This is a genomic window from Micrococcus sp. 140720015-1, assembly GCF_053627595.1.
The window spans coordinates 295,366-322,166 of record NZ_JBSEYC010000003.1 but is presented as its reverse complement, the minus strand read 5'-3'; the positions used below and the strand labels follow the sequence as shown (position 1 = coordinate 322,166).

21 protein-coding genes are annotated in these 26,801 nt (G+C 74.6%); 13 read left to right on the top strand and 8 right to left on the bottom strand.

Annotation, left to right across the window (positions count from 1 at the left end):
• Window positions 1-122 precede the first annotated feature (122 nt).
• Window positions 123-3,500, top strand: a complete 3,378-nt coding sequence (locus tag ACUXPL_RS07020; protein WP_454182834.1) for a beta-phosphoglucomutase family hydrolase — start codon at window positions 123-125, stop codon at window positions 3,498-3,500.
• 125 nt (window positions 3,501-3,625) lie between these two features.
• Here the strand turns inward: ACUXPL_RS07020 and ACUXPL_RS07015 are convergent, their stop codons facing one another.
• Window positions 3,626-4,975 (bottom strand): sensor histidine kinase, encoded by a 1,350-nt coding sequence (locus ACUXPL_RS07015; protein ID WP_454182833.1) that lies wholly within the window; start codon window positions 4,973-4,975, stop codon window positions 3,626-3,628.
• Window positions 4,972-5,637 (bottom strand): response regulator, encoded by a 666-nt coding sequence (locus ACUXPL_RS07010; protein WP_454182831.1) that lies wholly within the window; start codon window positions 5,635-5,637, stop codon window positions 4,972-4,974. Before ACUXPL_RS07010 ends, ACUXPL_RS07015 begins: the two co-directional genes overlap by 4 nt.
• 206 nt (window positions 5,638-5,843) lie before the next feature.
• Here ACUXPL_RS07010 and ACUXPL_RS07005 point away from each other — a divergent pair, with 206 nt between their 5' ends.
• Entirely contained in the window at window positions 5,844-6,074 is a 231-nt protein-coding gene (locus ACUXPL_RS07005; RefSeq protein WP_454182829.1) for a hypothetical protein, read from the top strand.
• A gap of 22 nt (window positions 6,075-6,096) precedes the next feature.
• Here the strand turns inward: ACUXPL_RS07005 and ACUXPL_RS07000 are convergent, their stop codons facing one another.
• A complete protein-coding gene (locus tag ACUXPL_RS07000) occupies window positions 6,097-7,551 on the bottom strand; it encodes an L-lactate permease (RefSeq protein ID WP_454182827.1) in 1,455 nt (484 codons plus the stop codon).
• Window positions 7,552-7,632: 81 nt separating this feature from the next.
• Here ACUXPL_RS07000 and ACUXPL_RS06995 point away from each other — a divergent pair, with 81 nt between their 5' ends.
• The 4 genes from ACUXPL_RS06995 to ACUXPL_RS06980 all read left to right on the top strand — a co-directional run bounded on the left by ACUXPL_RS06995 (window position 7,633) and on the right by ACUXPL_RS06980 (window position 11,632).
• Window positions 7,633-8,787: a nitronate monooxygenase gene (locus ACUXPL_RS06995; RefSeq protein WP_454182825.1), complete on the top strand. Its 1,155-nt coding sequence runs from the start codon at window positions 7,633-7,635 to the stop codon at window positions 8,785-8,787.
• A 65-nt stretch (window positions 8,788-8,852) separates the two neighbouring features.
• Window positions 8,853-10,244, top strand: coding sequence for a sensor histidine kinase (locus tag ACUXPL_RS06990; RefSeq protein ID WP_454182824.1), 1,392 nt, complete (start codon window positions 8,853-8,855; stop codon window positions 10,242-10,244).
• A 72-nt stretch (window positions 10,245-10,316) separates the two neighbouring features.
• Window positions 10,317-11,009 (top strand): response regulator, encoded by a 693-nt coding sequence (locus tag ACUXPL_RS06985; protein ID WP_454182822.1) that lies wholly within the window; start codon window positions 10,317-10,319, stop codon window positions 11,007-11,009.
• Window positions 11,010-11,365: 356 nt separating this feature from the next.
• Window positions 11,366-11,632 carry a hypothetical protein gene (locus tag ACUXPL_RS06980; RefSeq protein ID WP_406890639.1) on the top strand — a complete coding sequence of 89 codons (267 nt, stop codon included), beginning with the start codon at window positions 11,366-11,368 and terminating at the stop codon, window positions 11,630-11,632.
• Window positions 11,633-11,645: 13 nt separating this feature from the next.
• Here ACUXPL_RS06980 and ACUXPL_RS06975 read toward each other — a convergent pair whose 3' ends face one another.
• A complete protein-coding gene (locus tag ACUXPL_RS06975) occupies window positions 11,646-12,221 on the bottom strand; it encodes a TetR/AcrR family transcriptional regulator (RefSeq protein WP_454182820.1) in 576 nt (191 codons plus the stop codon).
• A gap of 165 nt (window positions 12,222-12,386) precedes the next feature.
• Between ACUXPL_RS06975 and ACUXPL_RS06970 the strand changes: the two genes are divergently transcribed.
• Window positions 12,387-13,229 carry an ABC transporter ATP-binding protein gene (locus tag ACUXPL_RS06970; protein ID WP_454182818.1) on the top strand — a complete coding sequence of 281 codons (843 nt, stop codon included), beginning with the start codon at window positions 12,387-12,389 and terminating at the stop codon, window positions 13,227-13,229.
• Window positions 13,230-13,231: 2 nt separating this feature from the next.
• Complete coding sequence (locus tag ACUXPL_RS06965; RefSeq protein ID WP_454182816.1) at window positions 13,232-15,766, top strand: FtsX-like permease family protein; 2,535 nt, start codon at window positions 13,232-13,234, stop codon at window positions 15,764-15,766.
• A gap of 131 nt (window positions 15,767-15,897) precedes the next feature.
• On the opposite strand, the gene ACUXPL_RS06960 is transcribed toward ACUXPL_RS06965, so the two are convergent.
• Window positions 15,898-17,022, bottom strand: a complete 1,125-nt coding sequence (locus ACUXPL_RS06960) for a hypothetical protein (RefSeq protein WP_454182815.1) — start codon at window positions 17,020-17,022, stop codon at window positions 15,898-15,900.
• Window positions 17,023-17,094: 72 nt separating this feature from the next.
• On the opposite strand from ACUXPL_RS06960, the gene ACUXPL_RS06955 reads away from it, so the two are divergent.
• Complete coding sequence (locus ACUXPL_RS06955) at window positions 17,095-17,955, top strand: VOC family protein (protein ID WP_454182813.1); 861 nt, start codon at window positions 17,095-17,097, stop codon at window positions 17,953-17,955.
• 89 nt (window positions 17,956-18,044) lie between these two features.
• Here ACUXPL_RS06955 and ACUXPL_RS06950 read toward each other — a convergent pair whose 3' ends face one another.
• Both ACUXPL_RS06950 and ACUXPL_RS06945 read right to left on the bottom strand, forming a co-directional pair.
• Window positions 18,045-19,055, bottom strand: coding sequence for a bile acid:sodium symporter family protein (locus ACUXPL_RS06950; RefSeq protein ID WP_454182811.1), 1,011 nt, complete (start codon window positions 19,053-19,055; stop codon window positions 18,045-18,047).
• Between the two features lie 98 nt (window positions 19,056-19,153).
• Window positions 19,154-20,149, bottom strand: a complete 996-nt coding sequence (locus ACUXPL_RS06945) for a hypothetical protein (protein WP_454182809.1) — start codon at window positions 20,147-20,149, stop codon at window positions 19,154-19,156.
• Between the two features lie 255 nt (window positions 20,150-20,404).
• Between ACUXPL_RS06945 and ACUXPL_RS06940 the strand changes: the two genes are divergently transcribed.
• From ACUXPL_RS06940 to ACUXPL_RS06925, 4 genes are all read left to right on the top strand, one after another.
• On the top strand, window positions 20,405-21,808 hold the full coding sequence (locus tag ACUXPL_RS06940) for a sensor histidine kinase (RefSeq protein ID WP_180536382.1): 1,404 nt from the start codon (window positions 20,405-20,407) through the stop codon (window positions 21,806-21,808).
• A complete protein-coding gene (locus tag ACUXPL_RS06935) occupies window positions 21,805-22,596 on the top strand; it encodes a response regulator (RefSeq protein ID WP_454182807.1) in 792 nt (263 codons plus the stop codon). The genes ACUXPL_RS06940 and ACUXPL_RS06935 overlap by 4 nt, the downstream gene beginning before the upstream one ends.
• 136 nt (window positions 22,597-22,732) lie before the next feature.
• The gene (locus tag ACUXPL_RS06930; protein WP_180536386.1) at window positions 22,733-23,617 is read left to right on the top strand and encodes an ABC transporter ATP-binding protein; all 885 of its coding nucleotides are present in this window, start codon (window positions 22,733-22,735) and stop codon (window positions 23,615-23,617) included.
• Window positions 23,614-24,801 (top strand): ABC transporter permease, encoded by a 1,188-nt coding sequence (locus tag ACUXPL_RS06925; protein ID WP_454182805.1) that lies wholly within the window; start codon window positions 23,614-23,616, stop codon window positions 24,799-24,801. The genes ACUXPL_RS06930 and ACUXPL_RS06925 overlap by 4 nt, the downstream gene beginning before the upstream one ends.
• A gap of 110 nt (window positions 24,802-24,911) precedes the next feature.
• Here the strand turns inward: ACUXPL_RS06925 and ACUXPL_RS06920 are convergent, their stop codons facing one another.
• Window positions 24,912-26,774: an ABC transporter ATP-binding protein gene (locus ACUXPL_RS06920; protein ID WP_454182803.1), complete on the bottom strand. Its 1,863-nt coding sequence runs from the start codon at window positions 26,772-26,774 to the stop codon at window positions 24,912-24,914.
• Between the last annotated feature and the right edge of the window lie 27 nt (window positions 26,775-26,801).

Genomic DNA, 26,801 nt, shown 5'->3' with positions numbered 1-26,801 from the left:
GCTCAGAACCGCTGTGATGTCGCTGCGGTGCGGTCGACCGGAACGACGGCGCGCTCGCTGCGGTGAACATCGCCGCGGCACTCCCCGTGCGGCCCCACTTCCCCGCCCGTAGGCTGGTTCCCATGTCGCAGACGCTCACCCCCGCCGCTCCGCAGGACCTGAACGCCCGCCGCCACCGGCTCCGCCGCTACCGCGCCGTCATCTTCGACATGGACGGGGTCATCACGGACACCGCCGGCGTGCACGCGCAGGCGTGGAAGGAGCTCTTCGACGGGGCGCTGCCCGCCGTGGGCGCGCTGCCCGCCAACGCCGCCGTCGTCGCCGCGGACCCGGACGTGCTGCGTCCCTTCGACGCCGCCGCCGACTACCTGCACCACGTGGACGGGCGCCCCCGCGAGGACGGGGTCCGCACGTTCTTCGCCTCCCGCGGCCTGCAGGTCCCGGAGGCCGACGCCCCCGAGGCGGACGCGGCCCCGGAGCTGACGGTCCTCGCCCTCGCCGAGCGCAAGCAAGGCTACTTCGAGCAGGTCCTCGAGCGCGACGGCGTCCGCGTGTTCCCGGAGGCCCAGGACCTCCTCGAGCGGCTGCGGGCCAAGGGTGTGCCGGTCGCGCTGGTCACCAGCTCCAAGAACTCCCGCGCCGTGCTCACGGCCGGCGGCGTGCTGGACTTCTTCCCCGTGATCGTGGACGGGAACACCGCCGTCGAGCGCGGGCTGCCGGGCAAGCCGGACCCGGCGATGTTCTGGGAGGCCGCCCGCGAGCTGGGCGTCGACGTCGCGGACGCGATGGTCCTCGAGGACGCCGTCTCCGGCGTGAAGGCCGCCTCGGACGGCCGCTTCGGCCTCGTGATCGGCGTGGACCGCGAGCCCGAGCTCGGCAAGGGCCGACTCAAGGCGGCCGGCGCCCACCTGGTGGTCCAGGACTACGGGACCCTGCATCTGGAGGACCGCACCACCACCCCGTTCGACCCTGCATGGGTGCTGCGCTGGGACCGCTTCGACCCGGCCGCCGAGGGCACCCGAGAGGTGCTGTGCACCCTGGCCAACGGGTACTGGGGCACCCGCGGCGCCGTGCCCGGCACGCGCATCTCCTCCGTCCACTACCCCGGCACCTACATGGCCGGGGTGTTCAACCGGCTGACCTCGATGGTCCAGGGCCGGGTCGTGGAGACCGAGCACATGGTCAACATCCAGGACTGGACCCCGCTCGTGGTGACCCCGCGCCACGGCCGCCCGCTGCTGCCGGGCGAGGAGAACCTCGTGGAGTACGGCCAGGAGATGGACCTGCGCCGCGGCGTGCTCTCCCGCACCATGACCTTCGAGGACGAGCGGGGCCGGCGCACCACGGTCCACACCCGGCAGTTCACCTCGCTGGCCAACCGGCACCTCGCCGCGATCGAGCTGACCGTGGTGGCGGAGAACTGGTCCGGGGACCTCACGGTGCGCTCGAAGATCGAGGGCCGCGTGGCCAACCTCAACGTCTCCGACGACCGCACCCTCGCCAACCAGCACCTCGAGCCGGTCCAGGCCCGGGAGATCGACGGCGAGACCGTCCTGCTCGAGACCGCCACCAACCAGTCCGGCATCCACGTGGCCATGGCCACCCGCACCCGCCAGGTGGCGCCGGTGGGCCACCACGAGCCCATCCGCCGCCCCGTGGACGGCTCGGACCTGGTGGTCGGCCAGGACATCCTCCTCCACGTGGACGAGGGCGTGCCGCTCGTGCTGGAGAAGATCGCCGCCGTCGCCACGAGCCACGACCACGCCAACGCCTCCGTGTGGGAGTCGGCGGTGAAGGACGTCCAGCGCGCCCAGAACTTCCGCAACCTGCTGACCCTGCACGAGCAGCGCTGGGGCACCAACTGGGACCGGTTCTCCGTGCGCATCGACCTGGCCGAGCCGTACCGGCATCAGCGCCGCTCCACGGCGGCGGAGGCCGGCGGCGAATACGCGCCGCCCGTCGTCGACGCCGGCCACTCGGCCCCGGTGGGTTCCGCGGTCCCGATGGGCAAGGACGGCGCGTCGCTGCGCCAGCAGCTCGCCCTGAACCTGCACACGTTCCACGTGCTCCAGACGGCCTATGGCCGCCGCCGGGACCTGGACGCCTCCGTGGGGGCGCGTGGCCTGCACGGCGAGGGCTACCGCGGCCACATCTTCTGGGACGAGATCTACGTCTACCCGATGCTCACGCTGCGCCGCCCCGAGATCACCCGGGGCCTGCTGATGTACCGCTACCGGCGTCTCAACGAGGCCCGCGCCAACGCCCAGGCCGAGGGCTGGGCCGGCGCCATGTACCCGTGGCAGTCCGGGGCGGACGGCTCCGAGGAGACGCCCACCGAGCTGTGGAACCCGCGCTCGCGCATGTGGATGCCGGACAACTCCCACAACCAGCGGCACGTCTCCCTGGACATCGCCTACTCGGTGCTGCGGTACATCGAGATCACGAAGGACACGTCCTTCATCTCGGACTACGGCGCGGAGATGCTCGTGGAGATCTCCCGGTTCTTCATGTCCATGACCCTGCACAACGCCGTCACGGACCGCTACGAGATCCACGGCGTCATGGGCCCGGACGAGTTCCACGACGGCTACCCGGAGACCCCCGGCTCCGGCCTGCGCAACAACGCGTACACGAACGTGCTGACCTCGTGGGTGCTCGCGGAGACCGCCCGCCTGGTCCGCTGGCTGGACACGATCGACGACGGCCTGCCCGAGCTCATGGAGATCTCCGAGGAGGAGATCGAGCGCTGGGAGGAGGTCAGCACCCGTCTGACCGTGCCGTTCTTCGAGGAGGGCGAGGAGGCCGGCATCCTCGCCCAGTTCGAGGGCTACCAGGACCTGCTCGAGTTCGACTGGGAGGCCTACCGCGCCAAGTACGGGAACATCGGCCGCATGGACCTGATCCTGCAGGCCGAGGGCGACGCCACCAACCGGTACAAGCTCTCCAAGCAGGCCGACACCCTCATGCTCGGCTACCTGTTCTCCGCCGAGGAGCTGGACCGGATCCTGCGCCGCATGGGCTACGAGCTGCCGCAGGAGGCGTTCGAGCGGATGGTCACGTACTACGAGGCCCGCTCGACGCACGGCTCCACGCTCTCCCGTCTGGTGCACGCGTGGGTGGCGGCCCGCACGGACCCGGACCGGTCCTGGGACCTGTTCACAGAGGCCCTCGAGTCGGATCTCTCGGACACGCAGGGCGGCACCACCAGGGAGGGCATCCACCTGGGCCTGATGGCGGGCACCGTGGACACGGTGATCCGCTGCTACGCGGGCCTTGAGACGCGCGACGACGTCGTCCGGCTGCACCCCCGCATGCCCGCCCAACTGCCCGGCGCCCGGTTCACCATCCGGTTCCGCCAGCAGCCCGTGGTCATCCACATGACCCAGCAGGAGGTGACGGTGGCCGCGGGCGAGGGCATGTGGCACGACGTGCCGATGGTCATCGCCGGCCGCGAGCACACCCTGTCCCCCGGCGAGAAGCTGACGGTCCCGCTGGACTGAGGGGCGCCGTCGTCGGCCCCGCCCCGTCCCTTTGGGGGCGAAAGTGGGCGGTATCCCGCGCGGATACCGCCCACTTTCGCCCCCGGACGCGGGAGGACGCGGGGGGACGCGGCCGCCGCCCCGGCTCAGCGCAGCGGCAGCTCGGCCCGGACCACCCAGCAGCCGCCCAGCGGCCCGGCCGTGAGGGTGCCGCCGAACACGGCCACCCGCTCGCGCATGCCGGCCAGGCCGAAGCCGCTGGCCATCGCGACCACCACGCGGTCCCGGCGGGGCTCGCCCTCATCCATCGGGCTGGCGATGCGCAGCACGAGGCGGTCCGCGCCCTCGAGCTCCGAGGCCAGGTGCACGGTGCCGCGGCGCGGGGCGTGCTTGAGGATGTTCGTCACCGACTCCTGCACCACGCGCAGCACGGTCAGCTCCAGGGAGCGCGGCAGCTCGTCCAGCTCGGTCAGCGAGCGCTCCACCGCGAACCCGGCCGCGTGCAGGCGGGCCTCGAACTCGTCGAGGCGGGCCGGCAGGTCCACGACGGCGTCCCCCTCCGCCGTCTGCGCGTTGCGGGAGGAGCCGCGCAGCGCGGTGAGCATGCGGCGCAGGTCCACGAGGGACTGCCGGGCGGCCTGCTCGATGGCCTTCTCCGCGGCGGCCCGCTTCTCCGGGTCCTTCTGGGTGGGCAGCATGGCGGCCTGCATCGAGATCACGGTGAGCCCGTGCGCGACGACGTCGTGCAGCTCCGCCGCGATCCGCTGCCGCTCGGCCTCCGCCGCGCAGGCGGCGGCCTCCTCGGCCCGGCGCAGGGCCGCCTCGCGGTCCCGGGCCCGATGCCGGGACCGGCGGATCATGAAGGCCGGCACCGCCACGCACAACGCGAGGATGAGCGTGACGACCATGACGCCCTTGGCGCTGTACTCGTCCGCCCACGTGCCATCCGTGAGGACCTCGCCCGCGACGGTGAGCAGGATGAGGGCGCCCAGGGCGGACCAGACGAACGCCCGGTGCGAGTACCGCGTCACCATGGCGGCGCCGAGGATGACCCCGCCGCTGAACGCGTGCGGGGTGAGGTGCGCGTGGTCCGCCTCCACGAGGCCCACCAGACCGAACGCGCTCCCGAGCAGCACGAACACCGCCGCGAGGGTGGGCTGCCACCCGAACAGCAGCGTGACCAGCACGCTCGTCAGGAAGAGGACCCAGCGGAGGAGCGGGTCCCGCCCCTCACCCGTCAGCCCGCCGTCCTCCTCGAGGAGGGCCGCGAGTTCGGGATCGGCGCTCAGCCCGGCCGCCACCATGGGCCCCAGCACCAGGGTGAGGATCTCCCCCAGCACCATGAGCCCGACGATCACGTAGAGGACGATCCGCGTGTGCCGGGAGACGGGTTCCGTGCGCAGGATCGCCGGCAGGCGGGAGCCCAGGGGCGACTCGGCGGGCGGGGGCGACGTCGCCGTCGTCGTCCGAGCCGGGGCGGGCGCCGCGGTGCTCATCCGATGTCCACGAGGCCCGCGCGGGCGGCGCGGATGAGGATCTGCACGCGGTCGCGGACCTGCCACTTGTCCAGAACCTTGCCGATGTGGGACTTGACCGTGGCCTCGGCGAGGAACAGGGCGCCGGCGATCTCCGCGTTGGAGGCGCCCTTGGCGAGCTCGCGGACCACGTCCAGCTCGCGCTCGGTGAGGCGCTCGTGCGGGGCGAGCGGCTCGGCCGGGCCCGGGTCGGCGTGTTCGGGGGCCGCGGTGACGGCCTCCACCAAGTCCGCGGCCACGCGGGCGGAGAACACGGCGTCCCCGGCGTGGACGCGGCGGATGGCGTCCACCACCTCGGCCGGCGGGGCGTCCTTCACGAGGTAGCCGGCGGCGCCGGCGCGCAGGGCGGGCACGAGGTACTGCTCGGAGGAGAAGGTGGTGATCGCCAGGACGCGCACGCCCGGGGCCTCGGCGGAGATGCGCGCGGTGGCCTCGACGCCGTCCATGCGGGGCATCTGCATGTCCATCAGCACGACGTCGGGGGCCAGCGTGCGGGCCGCCTCGAGGGCCTGGACCCCGTCCTCGGCGGAGCCGGCCACCTCGAGGTCCTCCGCCTGGGCCACGAAGTGCTCGAGGGCGGTGCGCATCAACGCCTGGTCGTCGGCCACGACTACTCGGATCATGGCGCCCAGCCTAGGCGGCGCACAGGCCGCCGCGCGTCCGCCGAAGGTCGACGTCGGCCCCCGCCTCGGGGCGGACCGGGCCGGCTCCCGGGGGCGGGGCGGAGGGCGACCGGAGACGGTGTCGGCGGGCCGGCCCGGCGGCCGAGGATGAAGGCAGCCGGCCGGCGCCGGCCCGATCGTCCGTTCACCCTGCCGAGGAGACCGCCTTGACCGCCCAGCACGCCCCCTGCCCCACCTGCTCCGCCGCCCCCGCCGAGGAACGCCCCGGCTTCCTCGTGACCCTCGGAGCCATGCTCGCGACGGTCGCGACGCTGATGCTCACGTCCCGGCACACCGAGCTCGCGGACGTGTGGCGGATTCTGCTGGCCGCGGGCATGGGCGCGGTGACGGCCACGGCGCTCGCGACGCTGCAGGCCGCCCTGCGCCGACGGGGGTGAGCCGGCCACGGGACCCCGCGCGTCACCGCGGCAGCAGGAACCAGCCCATCACGGCCATGCCGAGGATGCCGGCGAGCATGGCGGGCAGCAGCACCACGAACAGGTTCCGCCGCGTCGCGGTCCAGCCGGGCATCTGCGGCGACTGCGCCCCCGCGGCCATGCCGTGGGCCACCTGGATGCGGGCAGGCCCGGCGACGATGCCCCAGCCGGCGGCCGCGTTGTGCAGGCCGTTGGACCAGGGCGGGGGGACGCCCAGCGCGGCGCCCGTGTCCATCTGCAGGGGGCCGATCAGGGCCATGGCCCCGGTGTTGGAAGCCGTGATGAAGCCGGCGAACGCGCCGAGGAACGGCATCGCCACCAGGTAGGACTCCCCCATCCCGCTGAGCGCGCCCGCGAGCGCCTGCGAGACCCCGCCGGCGGAGAGGATGAGCCCGAACGCCACGTAGAGCGCATTGGGGATGGCGGTGCCCACCCACAGCTTCCCGGCCTCGCGGGGGACGCGGCGGCGGGCGGCGTCGTCGAGGTGGAGCAGCCATACGCCCACGCCCACCGCCACGAACGCCCACAGCGCCGGCGTCCCCACGAGGGCCGCCGCCCCCTCGAGTCCGAAGGCTCCCTTCACGGTGGTGCCCAGCACGGTGCCGGCCATGAGCGTCAGGTACGGCACCACGTCCCGCCCCGGTCCGGGCAGCAGCCGGCCGCCGCGGATGACGAGCAACCAGGCCACGGTGAGCACGAACGTGGCGACTGCGCCCGCCGGCGCGGTGCCGACCACGAGGTTCGCCCCCAGGATCAGCGCCCACTGGGCGACCCCGGAGAGCACGGCGACGCCGAGCCAGGGCAGCGTGCGGGCCGGGCCGGCGTCGACTCGCATGCCGCGCGCCCCGCGCAGCAGCAGCACCGTGGCCACGCCCGCCACCAGGCAGGCCGGCAGGTTGAACACCGCGGCGGTGACCCCGATCTCCCGGAAGTCCAGGCCGAACAGGCGCGCACCCATGAGCGTGCCCGGCGCCATGGACCCCCACGGGCCGATCGTGAGCGCGAGGACGGAGATCAGCGCGGACCGGAACGCCGTGTAGCCCAGGCCCAGCAGCAGCGGCACGCCTACGATCAGGGAGACGCCGAACCCGGTCACGGTCTCGAGGAACGGGATGACGCCGTGCACCATGAGCAGCGCGGTCGCGATCGTGGGGCCGTTGCCCGCCGACAGCCACGCAGCCAGGCGCGCGTGCCCGCCGGAGTACTCCATGACACGGGACAGGGTGATGCCGCCGGCGATGATCGCCAGGATCTCGAGCAGCGTGGGCACGCCGGCGCCGACCGCGCCGCCCAGGTCGCCCGGGGCCACGCCGAAGGCCGTGAGGGCCAGCAGCACGGCCACGGCCGTGCCGGCGGCCGGAGCGACCCACCCGGGCAGCCGGGTGAGCAGCAGCGCGAGGGTGAGCAGGATGGGCGCGAGCGCGAGCAGAACCTCCACGGCGCGCCCCCTCTCCTCGTGTACTGCGCTCCACTGTAGGCGCGGGGTGGGGCCGACACCCCTCCCCTTACTCTGGAGGTCATGACGCAGCCCTCCCCTCGCGACGACGTCACCCGCGCCCGCCTGATCCCGCCCGTGCCCGTGGCGGTGGCCCCGATGGCCGGCGGCCCCTCGACCCCGGAGCTGGTGGCCGCCGTCGTGGGCGCCGGTGGCGGCGGGTTCCTCGCCGGCGGCATGCGGACGGCCGCGCAGATGCGCGCGCAGGTGGAGGCGCTGCGTGCGCTGCTGGGCGCGGAGGGGCCGGACCGCTGGGGCGTGAACCTGTTCGTCCCGGACGCCGTGAACACGGCCATCCCGGCCGCCGCGCGCACGGAGGCGGCACGGTCGGCGCGGGCGGCGGCGGTCGCCGCGTACCGGGCGGACCTGACGGCCGACGGCGCCGCCGACCTGCCCATCGCCGAGGACGTGGTCCCGGACCCGGACGCCGAACGGGCCGACTTCGACGCCCTGCTCACCGCCGCCGAGGAACAGGCCTGGCCGCTGGTCTCCTTCACGTTCGGCCTGCCGGCCGCGGACGTGTTCGCCCGGCTGTCCGCCGCAGGCATCCCGGCCGGGGCCACCGTGACGGACGCGTCCGAGGCGCGGGCCGCCCTCGAGTACGGGGCCGCGTTCCTCGTGGTGCAGGGGCACCGCGCGGGCGGGCACCGGGGCACATCGGACCCGGCCGCGGAGCCGACCCGCGCCGAGCTGCCGGCGGTGCTGGCGGCGGTGCGCGACGTCGTCGGGACGGGGGCCGCGAGCGCCGTGCCTGTGGTGGCCGCGGGCGGCGTGGGCACCGCCGAGGACGTGCGCGCCCTGCTGACCGCCGGTGCGGACGCCGTCGCGGCCGGCACCGCGTTCCTCCTCACCCCGGAGGCAGGCACCTCGGTGGCGCACCGGGCCGCCGTCGCGGCGTGTGCGGCCGGGACACGCTTCTCCGCCGACGACGGCCGGGCCAGCACCGCCCTGACCCGCGCCTACACGGGCCGGTGGGCGCGGTCGCTGGCCACCGCGTTCATGGCGGAGCACCCGGACGCCCCTGCCGCCTACCCCGAGGTCAACGTCCTGACCAAGGGGCTGCGCGCCGCCGCCGCGGCCGCCGGCGACCTCGAGCGCGTCCACCTGTGGGCCGGCACCGAGGCGCACCGGGTCCGCGAGGCGCCGGCCGCCGACGTCCTCGCCTCCCTCGCGCCCTGAGGACCGCCCCGGATCATCCCGCGGACTGACGCCGGCTCCTCGGCCTGCGGCCTAGGCTGGCCCGCGTGAACCCCCTGCGCCGCCTCGACCAGTGGACGCGCCTGCACCCCGTGCGCACGGACGTGATGGCCGCCGCGGCCCTGTTCACCGTGCTCGTGGCGCTGCCGTGGATCGCGCTCGGGCCGATGGTCGCCCCCGACCCCCAGGGCCGGCAGACGGCCGTCTCCCTCCTGGCCGGGGCCGGCATGGTCCTGCCGTGGGCCGTGCGTCGGGTGCGCCCGGTGGCCTCGGCCGCCGTCGTGACGGCCGCGGCCGTCCTGCACCTGCTCGCCGGGCCCGAGTTCAGCCTCTCCCTGCTGATGGTGCCGCTCACCGTCTACAACCTCGCCGCGAACGCGCCCCGGAGCATCTCCGTGGCCGGGCTCCTCACGGGGCTGGTCGGGGGCGTGGCCAACGGGGTGAAGGTGTGGCTGTTCCCGGCGCAGTTCGTCACCCCCGACGGCCTCACCGTCCGCTCCCCCGCGGAGCCGCTGGCCATGGTCATCATGGCGATCGGCTGCGGGCTCATGGTGCTCACCGCGTGGGCGTTCGGCGACGTCGTGCGCAACCGCCGCCTCACCGTGCGCGCCCTCGAGGACCGCGCCCATCGCCTCGAGGTGCAGTCCCGGCAGGAGCGCGAGCTCGCCGCCGCCGACGAGCGCAGCCACATCGCCCGCGAGATGCACGACATCGTCGCCCACTCCCTGCAGGTGATCATCTCCCAGGCCGACGGCGCCCGGTACGCCGCCGCCGCCAAGCCCGCGCTCGCGGTCACCGCGCTCGAGACCATCGGCCAGACCGGCCGCTCCGCGCTCGCGGACATGCGCCAGCTGCTCGGCGTGCTCCGCGAGACCGGTGAGACCGTGGCCGGGGTGCCCGGCGTGACGGACGACGACACCCGGCGGCCCGCCGACCCCGCGCCGGACCCCGCGGACCCCGCGGACCCCGCCGGGACGCGTCCCGACGTCGTCGCCTCCCCCGACGGCCGCGGCACCCGCCTACCCCCGGGCCGCCGGCCCCAGCCGCGGCTCGCGGACCTGCCCGCGCTCGTGGAGACGATGCGCCTGTCCGGACTCGAGGTGTCCCTGCTGGAGACCGGCACGCCCCGCCGTGCGCTGCCGGCGGGCGGCGAGCTGGCCGCGTACCGGATCGTGCAGGAGGCGCTGACCAACACGCTGCGCCACGGCGGGCCGGACGCGGACGCGTTCGTCACGCTCGCCTGGACGGCGCGCGGCCTGGACCTGCAGATCGACGACGACGGCTGCGGCGCCGCCGCCGACCCCGCCACCCGGGGCAGCGGTCAGGGTCTGCGGGGGGCCGCCGAGCGCGCGGCCCTGTTCGGCGGGACGCTCGAGACGGGGCCGCGCGTCGGGGCCGGGTACCGCGTGTCCGCCCACCTGCCGTACTCGGCGGTGTGAGGTGCGGGACGACTGCCAGCCCCACCACCATGCCCCGCCCGCTCGCCCCGCCCGACTTGAGAGGATGACCCCATGAGCTCCGAGGAGACCGCCCTCGTCCGCGTGGCCCTGGTGGACGACCAGGCACTGATCCGCTCCGGGCTGGCCATGCTCGTGGACTCGCAGCCGGACCTGACGGTCGTGGCGGAGGCGGGCAGCGGGCGCGAGGCGGTGGCGTCGGTGTCCGTGGCGGGCGCCGACGTCGTGCTGATGGACGTGCGCATGCCGGAGATGGACGGCATCGAGGCCACCCGCGCACTGCTGCGCCGGCCGGACGCCCCGCGCGTCGTGGTGCTGACCACCTTCGACCTGGACGAGTACGCGTTCGACGCGATCGAGGCGGGCGCCAGCGGCTTCCTGCTCAAGGACGCCCCGCCCGAGGAGCTGCTCGCCGCGATCCGCACGGTGCACCGGGGCGACGCCGTGATCGCCCCGTCCACGACGCGCCGACTCCTGACGCACATGGCCCCGCGCCTGCGCTCGGACCAGGTCCGCAGCGCGGAGTGCGAGGAGCAGCAGGCGGCGGTGGCGTCGCTGACCCCGCGCGAGCGCGAGGTGCTGGTGTTCATGGCGCAGGGCGCCGCGAATCTGGAGATCGCCGCCGAGCTCGTGCTCTCCGAGGCCACGGTGAAGACGCACGTCGGCCGGGTGCTGGCCAAGCTCGGCGCCCGCGACCGCGTGCAGGCCGTGCTCATCGCCCACCGCGCGGGCCTCGTGCAGTTCTGACCCGCCGTTCCGGCACGCCCCCGCTCCAGCCCCGGCCAGCCCCCTCCAGCCCCGGCCCCGCCCCTCGTCGAGGCCCGCAGACACGCCGCTACGCCGTCGTCGTAGCGGCGTGTCTGCGGGCCTCGGCGGTCGGTCTCGGCGGCGGGACCCTTCCCTGAGCCCCTCCCCAGACACCTGCCAGCACAATCACAGGTCATACCTGGGTATGAGTCGGACGCCCCGAGGTTCATCCTCATGGCCCTGCCGGTGCGCCCACCCCCTCCGCGATGCTGGACGCAGGCCCCGCAGCGGGTCCGCCGCCGGGGTGCACGCGCCGACGGCCGCCCCGGCCCGACGCGCACTGGAGGAGAGGCACCATGACCGGCAGCATCCTGGACCACCCCACCCCGACGGCGTCCCGCGCCTCCGACGCGGCCGCCGAGCAGGCGCAGCGGGACAGCGAATGCGTGGCCTTCTTCGTCGCGCTGGTGACGGCCGCCGTCGTGATGCTGGGCCTGAGCCTGTTCACGGGGGTCGAGGGGCTGCTCCGCCTGGCACTCACCGCGGGCGCCGGCCTGCTCGCCGGCGCCGTCGCGTGGGCCACCGCCCGCCCCGTCCTGGAGGACGACGCCCCGGGCGACTGACCCGGCCGCGCCCTCAGGGCCGCAGGCCGCGCAGGTACGTGTCCAGCAGCCAGCCCCGCTGGTCCGGGCCGTGGCCCAGCAGCTCGCACTCCGGCGACCGGGTGACCATGAGCAGGCCGAACAGGTAGTCCGCCCCGGTCACGTCCGGGCCCACGAGCCCGGCCCGCCGCGCCTCGGCCACCACCTGGTCCGCGAGCTCGAGGATCACACGCTCGGCCTCGGCGATGAGGGCCTCGGGCGGCCGGTCGGCCGGGTCGAAGTCGTCCCGGGCCGCCGCGAGCGAGGCCAGGTTCACGGCCCCCAGGTCCTCGGCGAGCCGCCACCACCGCGCCTCGGTCCCGCCGCCGTGCTCGTCCCCGCCCGCCCCGTCGAGGAAGGCCTGCAGGATCCCCCCGGTGCGGGCCACGACGTCCTCGAGCACGGCGTCCAGCAGATCCCGACGCGTGGGGAAGTGCCGGTACAGCGTGCCCACGCCGACCCCGGCCTCCTGCGCCACCCCGCGCAGGGACATCGCCGCCCCCTGGGTGGCGATGAGACGGCCGGCGGCCGCCAGCAGGTCCTGGCGGTTGGCGCGGACGTCGGCTCTCATGTCCCCATCATCCCACCCCGCCCGGCACCGCCCGGCGGCGGGGACCTGACGCCCTCGGGTCCACGCCTCGCCGGCCCGCCTCATCCCCGGGCATGACCCGCCGCCCGCGGAGGTGGTCCCCTCCTCCGATCCGCTCCGCCGGGTCCGCACGGAAGAGTGGGTTCCATGGACACCGCTTCCCCCGCGCACCCCGCCTCCCCCACGACCCCCGGCCCCGTCGCGCCGGGGCCGGGCACGCCGTCGTCGTCCGCCACCACGACGACGGCGCCCGCCGTCTGCGCCCGCGGCCTCACCCGTGCCTACGGGCGCGGTGACGCGCAGGTGCATGCCCTACGCGGGGTGGACGTGGACTTCGCCTCGGGCGCGTTCACCGCGATCATGGGGCCCTCGGGCTCGGGCAAGTCGACGCTCATGCACTGCCTGGCCGGGCTGGACGCGCCGACCTCGGGCTCCGTGAGGATCGGCGGCACCGAGATCACCGGATTGGACGACACCGCCCTGACCCGTCTGCGCCGCGACCGCGTGGGCTTCGTGTTCCAGGCCTTCAACCTGGTGCCCACGCTCACGGCCGAGCAGAACATCGTGCTGCCGCTCGAGCTGGCCGGCCGCACCCCGGACCGTGCGTGGCTGGAGGAGATCACCCGGGCCCTGGGCCTCGCGGACCGGTTGGGCCACCGCCCGCACGAGCTCTCGGGCGGTCAGCAGCAGCGCGTCGCCGTCGCCCGCGCCCTGCTCACCCGGCCGGACGTCGTGTTCGGGGATGAGCCCACCGGCAATCTGGACACCGCCATCTCCGCCGAGGTGCTCGGCCTGCTGCGCCGGTCCGCGCGGGAGATGGGCCAGACCGTCATCATGGTCACCCACGACCCCGTGGCCGCCTCCGCCGCCGACCGCGTCGTGCTGCTCGCGGACGGCCGCCTGGCCGGTGAGCTCGTGGACCCCACGGTCGAGTCCGTCACCGCGGCCCTGACCGCCCTGTCCGCCCCGGCCGAGGGCGGGGTGCGCTGACCGTGTGGACCGTCGCCCTCTCCCAGCTGCGCACCCAGCCGCGCCGCTACGTCTCCCTGGTGCTGGCCATCCTGATCGGCACCCTGTTCCTCGCGGCCTCCTTCCTCGTCTCCTCGACGGCGCAGGCCACCCTGCGCGCCACGCTCGGCAGCACCTACGCCGGCGCCGACCTCGTGGTCCTGCCGGGCGGGTCCGAGGACGTCTCCGACCTCGCCGGCACCCCCGCCGAGCCCGGCCCGCTGGCCCGCCTGGACGGCGTCGAGGAGGCGTACGCCCTGCGGATGGCGTGGGCGACGGCCCGCGCCGCGGACGCCGAGTTCGGCACCACGGTGATGCCCCTGCCCCGCGACCCGGCCCTGGCGGGCCTGACCGTGACCGCCGGCGCCCTGCCCGCCGCCGACGACGCCCGCGGCGTCACCCTCGACACGCAGACCGCGGACCGGCACGGAGTGGCCGTGGGCGACGTCGTCACGCTGGCGGGCGAGTCCGGGCCCGCCCCGGCCACCACGCCGGTGGACGCGGTGGTCACGGGCCTGACCCAGCCCTCCCCCGACCCGATGCTCTCCGGGCAGGCGCAGGTGTGGGCCTCGCCCGCGGCGCTGACCGCGGTGCAGGGCCAGGACGGGGAGGCCGGGTTCACCCCCCACCTGCTGCTGCGCCTGGCCGACGGAGCGGACGTCCCCGCCGTCGCCGAGGCCGCCCGCGCCGCGGCCACCGCGGCCGAGGTGGACGTCGACGTCGCGACCCCGGACGAGGCCGTGCGCTCCGCGGTGACGCAGCTGAGCGGCGGCACCGACCTGCTGGGCTGGGTGCTCGGCGGCTTCGCGGCGCTGGCCCTGCTGGTGACCGCATTGGTCATCGCGAACACCTTCCAGGTGCTCGTGGCCCAGCGCACCCGTGACCTCGCGCTGCTGCGCACCATCGGCTCGACGACGGCCCAGGTGCGGGCCTCCGTGCTGACCGAGGCCGCCGTCGTGGGCGTGGTGGGCTCCGTGCTGGGCGCCGGGCTCGCCGTGGCGATCGTGGCCGGCGTGGCCGCGGCCGCCCGCGAGATGCTGGACCTGCCGTTCCTCACGTTCGGGCTGCACCCGGCAGGGCTCGCCGTCTCGGTGGCCGTGGGTGTGGCGGTGACGGTCCTGGCCGCGCTGGCCCCCGCGGTGGCCGCGACGCGCGTCGCCCCGCTCGAGGCCCTGCGGCCCAAGGACGAGGTGACCGCCGCATCGCGCGGCGGCCGGGTCCGCACGGCGATCGGGCTGGTGCTGGCCCTCGGCGGCACCGCGCTCATGCTGGGGGGCGTGTCCACGCGGGAGCCGGTCTCGGCGATCGGCGGCGGCGCGCTGTCCTTCGTGGGCGTGCTGCTGCTGGCGCGGCTGTTCGTGCCCGCCGCGGTGCGGGGGGCGGCGGTGCTGGCCCGTCCGGCCGGCGTCCCCGGCCGCCTGGCCGGGCTGAACGCGGTCCGCCACCGGTCCCGGACCGCCGCCACCGCCGCGGCCCTGCTCGTGGGCACCACCCTCGTGGCGCTGTTCCTCACCGGCGGGCGCACCGCCCAGGAGCAGACGGCCCTCGCCCTGGACACCGCCTACCCGGTGGACCTCGTGGTGCAGCTGCCCGCCGACGCGGACCCGGCCCGCGCGGCCGAGGCCGTCGCGGGGACGGCCGACGTGGAGGCGGTGGCCCTGGCCACCCCGGTGGGCACCACGGAGAACGAATCCCCCGTGCTGGCGACGCCGGCCGCGGACCTGCGCGCCGTCGTCGCGCGCCTGCCCGAGGGCGTGACCGGCCTCGGCGACCCCGGCACGGCGCTCGTGCCCGACTGGGTCGACGCGGATCAGGTCCGCGCTGAGGTGGCGGGGGCCGAGCGGACGTTCGTCCCGGTGCGTGCGGGCTCGCTGAGCTCCGGTGTGTACGTGGCGGCCGAGCCGCTGCGCGAGGCCGGGTGGGACGGGGCCGGGGACGCCGCCGTGCCGGGCCAGCTGCTCGTCGCGCTCGACCCCGGTGTCCCCGTCGAGCGCCTGCAGGGCCTGAGCGAGGACGTGACCCGGGCCGCGGGCGCCGGGGCGACCGTGATCGACGGCGGGGCCGGCGAGCGCGCGCTCTACGCCCGGATCATCGACGCGATGCTCGGGATCGTGGTGGCGCTGCTGGCGGTGTCCGTGCTGATCGCGCTGATCGGCGTGGCGAACACGCTGAGCCTGTCCGTGATCGAGCGGACGCGCGAGAACGCGCTGCTGCGGGCCCTCGGCCTGACGCGGTGCGGACTGCGCGGGGCGATCGCGATCGAGGCCGTGCTGATCGCGGCCGTGGCCGCCGTGCTGGGCTGCGCCCTCGGGGTGTGCTACGGCTGGGCGGGGGCGCAGCTGGTCCTCGCCGACCTCTCCGCGACCGCGGGCGCCGGGACCGCGGTGCGTCCGGCCGTGCCGTGGCTCGAGCTCGGGCTGGTGGTGGCCGTGGCGGCGCTGGCCGGGCTGGCGGCGTCGCTGCTGCCCGCGCGTCGGGCGGCCCGGCTGAGCCCCGTGGCGGGCCTGGCCACCGTGTGACCCGCTGAGGGTCGCGCTCGGGGGGGGCGTTTGGGGTGAGTTGTCGGAGGTCCGGGGCGCCTGGACCTCCGACAACTCACCCCGAACTGCTGGGTGGGGGCATGACGACGCGCGGGGGCCGGGTCCGGGGCTCAGCGCGAGGCGCCGCGGGTGAAGATCGCGGCGCGGACGGCGTCGTCGTCCTCGAGGCCGGCGCCGAGCGCGGAGCCGATCGTGGCCAGCCCGCCCACGAACCACGCGAGCTTCACGTACTGCACGAACTCGCCGGGCTCCCCGGTGACCACGTGGAACACGTCCGAGTCCACGAGCAGCAGCGCCCCGGCGAGCGCGGCGAGCATGAGCATCACGTGCAGCACCACCACCCCGATGAGCACCGTCAGGACCGTCGCCAGGTTGAACAGCGTCACCTGCTCCCGCTCGGCCCGCCGGCGCGGCCGCTCCCATAGGTGCGCGCCCACGATCAGGGACAGCGTCACCGCGAGCACCGAGACCGCGCCGAGCACGGCCATCTGCACCCCGTTGTACTCGGCCGAGAGCATCCACAGGTCCGTGGTGATCAGGGTCAGCGCGCCCGTGGCGAGCGCGGTGGACATGGAGCGCGTGAGCGAGACGGCCAGCGTCCACGGCTTGTTCGCGCGCACCGTGCCCAGCAGCATGCGGGCGTTGCGCCCCGCCACGCGCAGCGCGTAGGCGGCGGGGGCCTCGCGGTCCCGGTGCTCGACGTCGTCCGCGAGCTGGCGGGCCCAGCCGGCGGCGGCGCGTCGGTCGGCGGCGGAGGGGGCGTCGTCGTCGGGATCGATGCCGAGCACCTCCCCCACCACCCGCGCGACGGCGTCCACGGGCGCCTCCTCGAGGTGCGCGAGGGAGAGCACGCCGGCCGCGTGCACGGGCGAGACCTGCTCGGTGAGGGTGTGCCGGCCCTGCTGCAGGGGCTCGCCCGTCACCCCGACGGCGATGTCCCAGTCCTCGTCCAGCATGCGGTCGCGGGTGATCTCGAGCAGGTCGAGGGCATCGTCGTCCTCGTCGCCGAGCTCCTCCTGCCGGGCGGTGACGTCCCAGGTCAGGCCGGGGTAGGCGGCGTCGAGCTGCGCGGCGAGGGCCGCGGTGTCCAGGACGGCGGGGTCGGCCGGCCGGGCCAGGAGGACGCCGAGCCGGACGCGGACCGGGGCGCCGTCGTCGGGCAGGGCGTCCGCGGGGCGGGCGCCGGACGCGCTGCGGGCGGACGCGGGATCGGGCGTGGCGGAGGGGGTGGGCACGCCTCCCAGGATCCCACGCGCGACACGCCCCGACCTGTGACGGCGCCCACTCCCGGGCCTACGCTGAGCCGCATGAGCGAGAGCACCTGCGCCACCCCGCCCGCCCCCGCCGGGTCCCCCGCCTGGATCGACTACACCGCCCCCGACTTCGCCCGCCAGCGGGCCTTCTACGAGGCCCTCTTCGGTTGGACCTTCACCGACTCCGGCGAGGAGTTCGGCCACTACCGGATGATCACCAAGGATGGCGCCTCCGTGGGCGGCGCCATGGACGCCGACCAGCTTTCGCAGATGACCGGCGAGGACGCCCCGCCCGCCGCGTGGACCGTCTACCTGCGCACGCAGGACATGGACGCCACCCTCACCGCGGTGCGGGAGAACGGCGGCGCCGTGCTCGTGGACGCGATGCCCGTCGGTGACCTCGGCGTGATGGCCATGGCCGAGGGCCCGGGCCACGAGGTCGTGGGCTTCTGGCAGTCCGGCACCTTCCCCGGCCACGATCTGCCGCTCACCCCCGGCACCTCCGTGTGGTTCGAGCTCATGACCACCCGCTTCGACGAGTCCGCCGAGTTCTACCGCGCCGTGGCCGGCTGGCAGCCCACCCTGATGGGGGACGACGACGCCCCGGAGGACACGCAGACCGCGGCCGACGCCGAGGACGCGGCCCACGACGGCCCCCGCTACGCGACGAACCACCCGTTCGACCGCGCGACCGCGGGCCTGTGCGACGCTCGGGCCTGGCTGCCGCCGAACGCCGTGGGGTACTGGCGCATGTACATCGCCGTGGCGGACACGGACCGCGCGCTCGAGGTGATCCGCGAGCACGGCGGCACGGTTCTGGACGGCCCCCAGGACTCCCCGTTCGGCCGCGTCACCACCGTGCAGGACCCCGCCGGGGCCACGTTCCAGATCAACGAGCCGCCGGCCGAGGGCTGACGGCCGCCGTCGTCGACCGTCGACCGTCGACCGTCCGGAATCGTCTGCGGAACTGACCCTTCTGGACGTCCGGTCCCGCCTCGGAAGGGTCAGTTCCGCGGACGATTCGCCGGGGCCGAGCCGGGAACGCCGGCGGCCCTGCGGCCGTCGGAACGGCGGTAGGCCATGGCGAGCACGGCCCCGGAGAGGTTGTGCCAGATCGAGAACACGGCGCCCGGCAGGGCCGCCGCCGGCGAGATGTACTGCGCCGCGAGGCCTGCGGCGAGGCCCGAGTTCTGCATGCCGACCTCGATCGAGACCGTGCGCGCCACGGGCGTGGGCAGCCGGAACAGCTTCGCCGCACCGTAGCCGAGCAGGTAGCCGAGCCCGTTGTGCAGCACCACCGCAGCGAACACCAGCAGGCCCGCCGACAGCACGCGCGAGGCGCTGTTCCCGACGACGGCGGCCACCACCAGCGCGATGAACACCACCGAGACCCACGGCAGGGCGGGCAGCACGCGGTCGACGACGCGGCGCAGCAGCAGGCGCACGACGAGTCCGCCCAGGACCGGCAGGAGCACGATGTTCACGATGGACTTCGCCATGGCGCCGCCGTCGACGGCCATGTACTGGCCTGCCAGCCACAGGGTGAGCAGCGGCGTGAGCAGCGGAGCCAGGAGCGTGGACACGGAGGTCATGGCCACGGACAGGGCTGTGTCGGCGCGCGCGAGGTAGCTGACCACGTTCGAGGACGTGCCGCCCGGGGCCGAGCCCACGAGGATCACGCCCGCCGCGAGCTCGGGTGGCAGCTGGAGCACGACGGCGACGCCGAGCCCCAGCAGCGGCATGATCGCGTACTGCGCCACCACGCCCAGCAACACGGGCAGCGGCCGGCGGGCGACGAGGCCGAAGTCCGGAAGGGTCAGCGTCAGGCCCATGCCGAACATGATGATCCCGAGGAACAGGTTCACCTGGGGCAGCAGCGTCTTCGCGGCGGTCGGGGCGAGGAAGCCGACGAGCGCGGCGGCGAGCACCAGCAGCGGGAAGACGGTGACGGCGATGCGCGCGGAGCGGTCTTCCGCGCGGCGGGCGTCGGTGGGGGCGGGATCCGGTGCGGTCATCCCGTCATGGTAAGAGCGGGGCCGCGGCGCCGTCGTCGGCCTTCCGGAATCCGCTGCACATCCAACCCTTCTGGGCGTCCGTTCCCGCCCCAGAAGGGTCAGTTCCGCAGACGATCCTCCGCGCCACCGGCGTCGAGACCGCCTCGCTCCACTATCGCGGCCCGCACCAGCGCCGCCGTCTCGACGAATCCCCGCCACCGGTCTGTCCCCGCCACCCGGATGTTGAGCCAGCGCTGACGCAGGAACACCGCGTCCCGGCGGGTGTCCTTGCCGACCTGCGCGGCGCCGTCGTGGGTCTTGCCCTCGTAGTGGATCGCGATCCGCCACCGCCGGTAGCCGAGGTCCGCGCTCGCGGGGTGCCACAGCGAGTAGTCGGGGTCCCAGAGCTCGATCTGCAGGTCCGGTTCAGGCAGCCCCGCGGCCATCAGCGCCAGGCGCAGCTCGGTCTCAGCCGGGGAGTCGGAGCCGGTGCGCACGAGCGCCAATGCCTCCCGCGCCCGCACGATCCCGGCCTCGCCGGTGTGCCGCTCGAGCGCGGCGCCGAGCTCACGGCGGGTGGCCAGCGCGACCTTCCCCCGCCGCTCGTCCTCCCGTGCCAGCCGATCTCCGACCGCCACGAGCGCGTCTCGGTCCAGGACGGTGGCCAGGTGGAACCAGGTGTCGGCGTGCGAGGTCCACCGCAGCCCGTGCAGCCGGTCCCGCCGCACGATGAGGCGGTCCAGGTCCACGAGCCGGGTGCGCACGCCGGGCTCCCGCAGCACCCGGCGGGTGCGGGACCGCAGGACGGTGGGGCGCACCCGGGCCTGGACGTCGTCCGGGAGGGGCCAGCCCAGCAGCCGGGCCACGGACTCTCCGGTCACCACGACGTCGGGACGCATCGCCGCCAGGTCCTGCAGCCGGGACAGCTCGGTGGCGAGGGGACGCGCGGGCGGCGTCGCCCCGGTGACGGGGCCGATCCAGCGGTAGTGGCCGTGCGCGACGCGTTCGACGTCCCGGCTGCGCAGCCGCGACCCGGACACGCCTGCGGCCAGCGCCTGCGCTCGCGTGAACGGGGCGTCCTGGAGGTGGGCGGGGAAGGGTCCGGGCACGCGCATGGCCCCGATCCTGCTCGCTTCCGACGCCGGCGGGCCCGGTTGTCCACAGGCCCTGCGGAGGCGTCGGGCCGACGTCGTCGTGGACGTCCTGCCGCGCGCGGGGTATCCGTTGCGGATCCGACCCTTCTGGCCCTCCGCGCAGCGCCCAGAAGGGTCGGATCCGCAGAAGATTCCGGCCTCAGCCGCTGAGCCCGGCGTGCGATCTCCCCCGCGCGGGGGATCCGGCAGCTGCCGGAGCGCGCTTAGTCTGGCGGGATGAACCCTCAGGACCGCCCGTCGTCGCCTGCCCGGGGACCGGTCCGTCCGGACGACGTGACCCCCCACGGCAGTGGCGGCCAGCCCCTGCGTCGCGCGCTGCCGCCGCACTGGTTCCGCACGGACGCGATCATCGCGGGGGTGCTGGCGCTGGCCGGCGTCGAGCTCGCCTACCTGAGCGACTTCGCGGGCGTGAACCCGGAGAGCGACGTCCCGGTGCACCTGGTGGCCCTCGGGGCGGCGCTCCTCGGCGGACTGCTGGCGTGGCGGCGGCGGGCCCCGCTCGTCGTGGCGATGCTCGTGTCCGCGTCCTACATCACCCTCGGGTCCCTGGGCGCGGTCGAGTTCTACGCCTCCCAGGTGGTGCTCTTCATGTCCTTCTACTCGGTCGGCGCGTGGACCCCCGACCGGCGCCGCGCCCGGCATGTGCGGCTGATCATCGTGGTGGCGATGGCGGCCTGGCTGGTGGCCGCGTCCGTGCGGGGGTTCACCGACCCCGAGACGGGCGAGCGCGGCGTCAACGCGTACTTCGCGTTCCTGATCATCCAGGTGCTCGTGAACGCCGCGTACTTCACGGGGGCGTGGCTGTTCGGCAATCGCGCGTGGGCGCAGGCGCTCGAGCAGGAGGAGCTCCTCCGCGCGCACGCCGAGATCCGCGCGCAGCAGGAGGAGCTCGCCCAGCAGGCCGTCACCCGAGAGCGCCTGCGGATCGGGCGGGAGCTGCACGACGTCGTCGCCCACCACGTGACCGCGATGGGCGTGCAGGCCGGCGCCGGCCGTCTGCTCCTGCACCGGGACCCCACCGCCGCGGAGGGCCACCTCAAGGGGGTCGAGGAGTCCGCGCGGCAGGCGGTCCGTGAGCTGCAGACCCTGGTGCACACCCTCCGTGACGACGACGCCGGGGCCGACTCCCTGCCCCGGCTCGCCGACCTCGAGTCACTCGTGACGCAGGCCCGAACGGCGGGTGGGCAGACGGTGGAGCTCGTGCGGATCGGAGGGGCCCCGAAGCTGCCACCCGCCACCGAGCTCGTGCTGTTCCGCGTGGCCCAGGAGGGGCTGACGAACGCCCGCAAGCACGCCGGCCCCCGGGCCCGCGTGGAGGTGCGGCTGCGGACCGAGGCGGACCGGGTGGAGCTGGAGGTCTCTGACGACGGGCGCGGCTCGGGCACCGGCGCCGCCGGGGGCACCGCAGGCACGGCCCGCACCCTGGGCACCCGCATGGGTCTGACCGGGATGCGCGAGCGGGTCGACTCCGTGGGCGGCACCCTCGAGGTGGGTCCGAAGCCGCACGGCGGCTGGCTCGTCCGAACGACGGTGCCCGCCGCTCAGGCGCCGGCCCGCACCGAGCATGTCACTGCTGAGACGGACAGGACATCGACGACCACCCCGGGGGTTCCCTCATGATCCGCGTGCTGCTCGTGGACGACCAGCCGCTCATCCGTCTCGGCTTCGGCGCGATCCTCGGCTCGGAGGACGAGATCGAGGTGGTCGGCGAGGCGGCGGACGGCCGGGCCGCCGTCGAGCTCGCTGCCGCACTGGATCCGGACGTGATCTGCATGGACGTCCAGATGCCGCACATGGACGGGATCGAGGCGACCCGCGCGCTCGTGGCGGCAGGCACCCGGGCGGCGATCCTCATCCTCACGACCTTCGACCGCGACGACTTCCTCTTCGAGACCCTCGCCGCCGGCGCCTCGGGCTTCCTGCTCAAGTCGGCCGGCCCGGAAGAGCTCATCGAGGCCGTCCGGGTGCTCGGTCGCGGCGACGCGCTCCTCGACCCCCAGGTCACCCGTCGCGTGCTCGCGCGGCTGGCCGCCCCGCCGTTCGAGGTCACTTCGCCTGGATCTGCGGGATCGGAATCCGGGCAAAGTGACCCCGACATGGGTGCGTCCGGCGGAAGTGACCCGAAACCGCGGCAGGCGGGGGCCACGACGACGCCGGCCACCCACGACGCTGCCGGGTCCGGCGTGACCGCCGGCAGCAGCGCCGCCGCCGGAGCCGGCCTGACCCCGCGCGAGAGCGAGATCCTCGCCCTCATGGCCCGCGGGCTCTCGAACGCGGAGATCGCGGCGGAGCTGTTCGTGGGCGAGTCGACCGTGAAGACGCACGTGTCCAACGTGCTCATGAAGCTGCAGGCCCGTGACCGCGTGCACGCCGTGATCTGGGCATTCGAACACGGCCTGGCTGGCTGACGCCTGGGCCGCTGTGCCCCCGCGCCCGGCGGCTCGTCGCCCACCCGCCTCCACGCCGTCCCCCTGTCGGAGGAGGCCCGGAAGATCCCCCGACGGACGGAGTCGCCGTTCCACCCCTGCGTTCTAGCCTGGGCGCATGATCAGCGTCAGAGACCTCGACAAGTCCTACGGCACGGCCCGGGTGCTCAAGGGCCTGAACTTCGACATCACCCCGGGCCTGATGACCGGGTTCGTCGGCGGCAACGGCGCCGGCAAGACCACCACGATGCGCATCCTGCTGGGGGTGCTCGAAGCGGACGACGGCGAGATCCTCGTGGACGGTGCCCCCATCACCGCCGACTACCGCGCGGGCATCGGCTACATGCCCGAGGAGCGCGGGCTCTACCCGAAGATGTCCGTCGTCGACCAGCTGGTCTACCTCGGCCGCCTGCGCTCGCTCTCCGCGGCCGACGCGCGGGCCCGCGCCATGGACCTGCTCGCCCGCCTCGAGCTCGATGCCCGCGCGGACAGCCGCCTGGAGGAGCTCTCGCTCGGCAACCAGCAGCGTGCGCAGATCGCGGCGGCCCTCGTCCACGACCCCGTCGCGCTCGTGCTGGACGAGCCCTTCTCCGGTCTCGACCCGCACGCCGTGGAGACCACCCTGCAGGTCCTGCGCGAGACCGCGGACACCGGCGTCCCCGTGCTCTTCTCCTCGCATCAGCTCGACGTGGTGGAGCGTCTCTGCGACGAACTGATCATCCTCGCCGACGGTCAGGTCCGGGCCTCCGGCACCCGCGAGCAGATCCTCGCGGCCCACGCCGAGCCCGAGTGGGAGCTCGTCGCGGGCACCGACCTCGGCTGGGTCCGTGCCGAACCCGGCATCGAGGTCACCACCTTCGACGGCGGGTACGCGCGCTTCCGGGCCCCCGACGTCGCCGCCGCCGGCCGCGTCCTCGCGGAGTCCCAGCGCCGCGGCACCGTCCTCAGCTACGGCCCCGTCCGCCATTCCCTGCACGAGATCTTCACGGAGGTCACCCGATGAGCACCGCCGCTCCCACCCCCCTCACCCACGAGGACGACGGCGCCCGCCCGCCCGCTCCCCCCGCGCCCACGCCGCACCCCCGGTCCGGCCGCCGCACCCCGTTCTGGGCCGCCGTCGGGCTGGTGGCGGGCCGCGAGATGGCCGTGAAGATGCGCTCCAAGGCGTTCGTGGTGACCACGCTCATCACCCTGGGCTTCGTGGTTGCCGCGGTGCTGCTGGGTCCGCGTCTGGGCGAGATGCTCGCCTCCGATGAGGCCACGACGGTGGCCGTCACCGCACAGACCGAGCAGGCCGTCCGCGCGCTCGGGGACGACTACGCCCCCACGCTGGCCGCCTCCGCCGACGCCGCCCGGGAGGCCGTGCGCTCCGGCACGGCCAGCGCCGCCGTCGTGCCGAGCGGGGAGAGCCCGGCGGGGATCGCCGTCGTGGGGATGCACGACGCGCCGCAGGACCTGGTGGGCCTGCTGTCCACGAACCCCGCCGTGGAGCTGCTGGACCCGAACGCGCCGAACCCGATGCTGCGGTACTTCATCGCGCTGGGCTTCGGCCTGGTGTTCTTCATGGTGGCGATCACGTACGGGCAGCAGATCGCGGTGTCGGTGATCGAGGAGAAGCAGTCCCGCGTGGTGGAGATCCTGCTGGCGGCCGTGCCCGCGAAGGCCATGATGGCCGGCAAGGTGCTCGGCAACTCCGCGATGGCGCTGTTCCAGGTGGCGCTGATCGCCACGGCACTGCTGCTGGGCATGCAGATCAACGGCGCCGTGCTGCCGCTGGACGGCCTGGGCGTGCCGATCCTGTGGTTCGTGGTGCTGTTCGCGGTGGGGTTCGTGATTGTCGCGGCGCTGTACGCGGCGGCGGCCTCGCTGGTGTCGCGGCAGGAGGACATCGGCTCGACGTCCATGCCCGTGATGATGCTGATCATGCTCCCGTACTTCGCGGTGATCTTCCTCAACGACAACCCGGAGGCCTTGCGGATCATGTCCTGGATCCCGTTCTCCGCGCCGGTGGCCGTGCCGCTGCGCGTGTACCTCGGGCAGGGCGAGCTGTGGGAGCACGTCCTGAGCTTCGGGATCCTGCTGGCGGCGACCGCCCTGGTGATCGCGTTCGCCGCGCGGATCTACGAACGCTCCATCCTGCACACGGGCCGCGCGATGACGTGGCGGGAGGCCCTCACAGCCCGCTGACCGCACCTCCTTGTCCTGCGGGCGGCGGCGCGGGGAATCCGTTGCGGATCCGACCCTTATGGGCCACCGCGATGCATCCAGAAGGGTCGGATCCGCAGAAGATTCCGGGATCAGCCGCTCAGCCCGTACTCCTTCAGCATCTTCCGGGCCTCCTGGGTGCCGGCCCTCTGCAGCTCGAGCAGCTGCGCGTAGATCCCGCCGGACTCGGCCAGCTCGGCCGGGGTCCCGATCTCCTGCACCTGCCCGCCGCGCAGCGTGACGATCCGGTCGACGGACGCGATCGTGCTCAGCCGGTGCGCCACGATCAGGCTCGACCGCCCCACCATGAGGTCCTCGAGGGCCGCCTGCACGAGCCGTTCGGACTTCGTGTCCAGCGCGGAGGTGGCCTCGTCCAGCACGAGGATCGGCGCGTCCTTCAGCACGGCCCGCGCCACCGCGATCCGCTGCTTCTGCCCGCCGGACAGCCGCAGCCCGCGCTCGCCGATCACCTGGTCGTAGCCGTCGTCGAACGCCGCCACGAACCGGTGCGCGTACGCGGCCTCGGCGGCGGCCCGGACGCGTTCGTCGGAGGCGTCGGGGTCCGCGTAGGCGATGTTCTCGCGCACCGTCCCGGAGAACAGGCTCGGCTCCTGGAACACGGTGGCGATCCGCCCGCGCAGCGCGGCCAGGTCCAGCCCGGCGACGTCCTGTCCGAACACCTCGATGCGTCCGCTCGTCACCGGGTACAGACCCAGCAGCAGGTGCGCGATGGTCGACTTCCCGCCGCCCGACTCGCCCACGAGCGCCACCCTGGCGCCCCGCGGGATGTCGAAGGACACGCGGTCCAGCACGGGGCGGGAGGCGGCGGCGTCGTAGGCGAAGGAGACCTCGTCGAAGCGCACGGCCGGCACGTCCGCGGGGAGGTCCGGCGCACCCGGAACGACGTCGGCCCGCGGCTCCGCCGGCGCGCGCGGCGCCTCCGCACTCGCCACCGCGAGTGCCGCCCCGCCGGCCCGCTCGCGCTCCTCGGCGAGCACCTCGAAGTAGTCCTTCGACCCGGCGACGGCCCGCTGGGCGGAGTCCACGAGGAAGCTCATGGAGAAGATCGGCTGCCGGGCCATGTTCATCAGCTGCAGGAGGATCACCATGTCGCCCACGGAGAACAGGCCCTGCGCGGTGCGGACGAACACGATCAGGTACATCGCGCCGAAGGCCACGTTCAGGGCGAGCCGGCGCCCGGCGTCCATGCCGTGCCAGAACCGGGACTGCTGCCGGGTGATCCCCACGGTCCGCAGGAACCGGTCGCGGAACCCGGTGAGCTCGTGGTCCTGCCGGTTGTAGGCCCGCACCACGGGCATCTGCGAGACCACCTCGGCGAACCGCCCCGAGGCGATGTCCACCTCCGTGTTCTTCTCCCCCTCCCACACCTGCCACTTCGCGGAGGTCCGCGCGGTCAGCCACATGTACACGGGGAAGACGACGGCCAGCAGGATCGCCAGCGGCCACCAGTAGAACGCCGTGATCACGAGCACCGCGGCGGTGGTGATGAGCATGGTGAACGCGTTGTTCGCGAAGAACTGCAGGAACTGGGTGAGCTCGTTGATGGTGCGGTTCAACCGGTTGACGACCCGCCCGGTGATCGCGGTGTCGAAGTACCGCTGGGGCAGGTGCAGCAGCTGCTCGAAGTACCGCGTGGAGAGGATGGTGCGCATGCGCGCGGCCATCACGTCGCCCCAGTAGCCGCCCACGCTCACCACCACGGTGATCGCCACCTCGACGGCGAGGAACGCGACCGCCAGCCAGGTCACCGCGGTGACGGCCTCGGCCACGTCGGTCTCCCCCGCGACGGCGGCGACGATCCGGTCCGTGGCCGCGCCGATGAGGAACGGGGTGGCCAGGGCCAGCACCGCGGCCAGCACGGAGCTGACGGCGATGCCGAGGTAGAGGCGGTGGAGCTGGGGCGCGAAGCGCAGGATGCGGAGCAGCGACGTCACCGGGCCAGGCTAGTGGCCGGGGCGGAC

Excerpts from the sequence above, each read along its gene's own strand:
- ACUXPL_RS06945 (WP_454182809.1), bottom strand. The coding sequence starts at position 20,149 with ATGCGCGTGCCCGGACCCTTCCCCGCCCACCTCCAGGACGCCCCGTTC.
- ACUXPL_RS06930 (WP_180536386.1), top strand. The coding sequence starts at position 22,733 with ATGATCAGCGTCAGAGACCTCGACAAGTCCTACGGCACGGCCCGGGTG.
- ACUXPL_RS06950 (WP_454182811.1), bottom strand. The coding sequence starts at position 19,055 with ATGACCGCACCGGATCCCGCCCCCACCGACGCCCGCCGCGCGGAAGAC.
- ACUXPL_RS06970 (WP_454182818.1), top strand. The coding sequence starts at position 12,387 with ATGGACACCGCTTCCCCCGCGCACCCCGCCTCCCCCACGACCCCCGGC.
- ACUXPL_RS07020 (WP_454182834.1), top strand. The coding sequence starts at position 123 with ATGTCGCAGACGCTCACCCCCGCCGCTCCGCAGGACCTGAACGCCCGC.
- ACUXPL_RS06980 (WP_406890639.1), top strand. The coding sequence starts at position 11,366 with ATGACCGGCAGCATCCTGGACCACCCCACCCCGACGGCGTCCCGCGCC.
- ACUXPL_RS06995 (WP_454182825.1), top strand. The coding sequence starts at position 7,633 with ATGACGCAGCCCTCCCCTCGCGACGACGTCACCCGCGCCCGCCTGATC.
- ACUXPL_RS06935 (WP_454182807.1), top strand. The coding sequence starts at position 21,805 with ATGATCCGCGTGCTGCTCGTGGACGACCAGCCGCTCATCCGTCTCGGC.
- ACUXPL_RS06975 (WP_454182820.1), bottom strand. The coding sequence starts at position 12,221 with ATGAGAGCCGACGTCCGCGCCAACCGCCAGGACCTGCTGGCGGCCGCC.
- ACUXPL_RS06925 (WP_454182805.1), top strand. The coding sequence starts at position 23,614 with ATGAGCACCGCCGCTCCCACCCCCCTCACCCACGAGGACGACGGCGCC.
- ACUXPL_RS06955 (WP_454182813.1), top strand. The coding sequence starts at position 17,095 with ATGAGCGAGAGCACCTGCGCCACCCCGCCCGCCCCCGCCGGGTCCCCC.
- ACUXPL_RS06940 (WP_180536382.1), top strand. The coding sequence starts at position 20,405 with ATGAACCCTCAGGACCGCCCGTCGTCGCCTGCCCGGGGACCGGTCCGT.
- ACUXPL_RS06985 (WP_454182822.1), top strand. The coding sequence starts at position 10,317 with ATGAGCTCCGAGGAGACCGCCCTCGTCCGCGTGGCCCTGGTGGACGAC.
- ACUXPL_RS07010 (WP_454182831.1), bottom strand. The coding sequence starts at position 5,637 with ATGATCCGAGTAGTCGTGGCCGACGACCAGGCGTTGATGCGCACCGCC.
- ACUXPL_RS07015 (WP_454182833.1), bottom strand. The coding sequence starts at position 4,975 with ATGAGCACCGCGGCGCCCGCCCCGGCTCGGACGACGACGGCGACGTCG.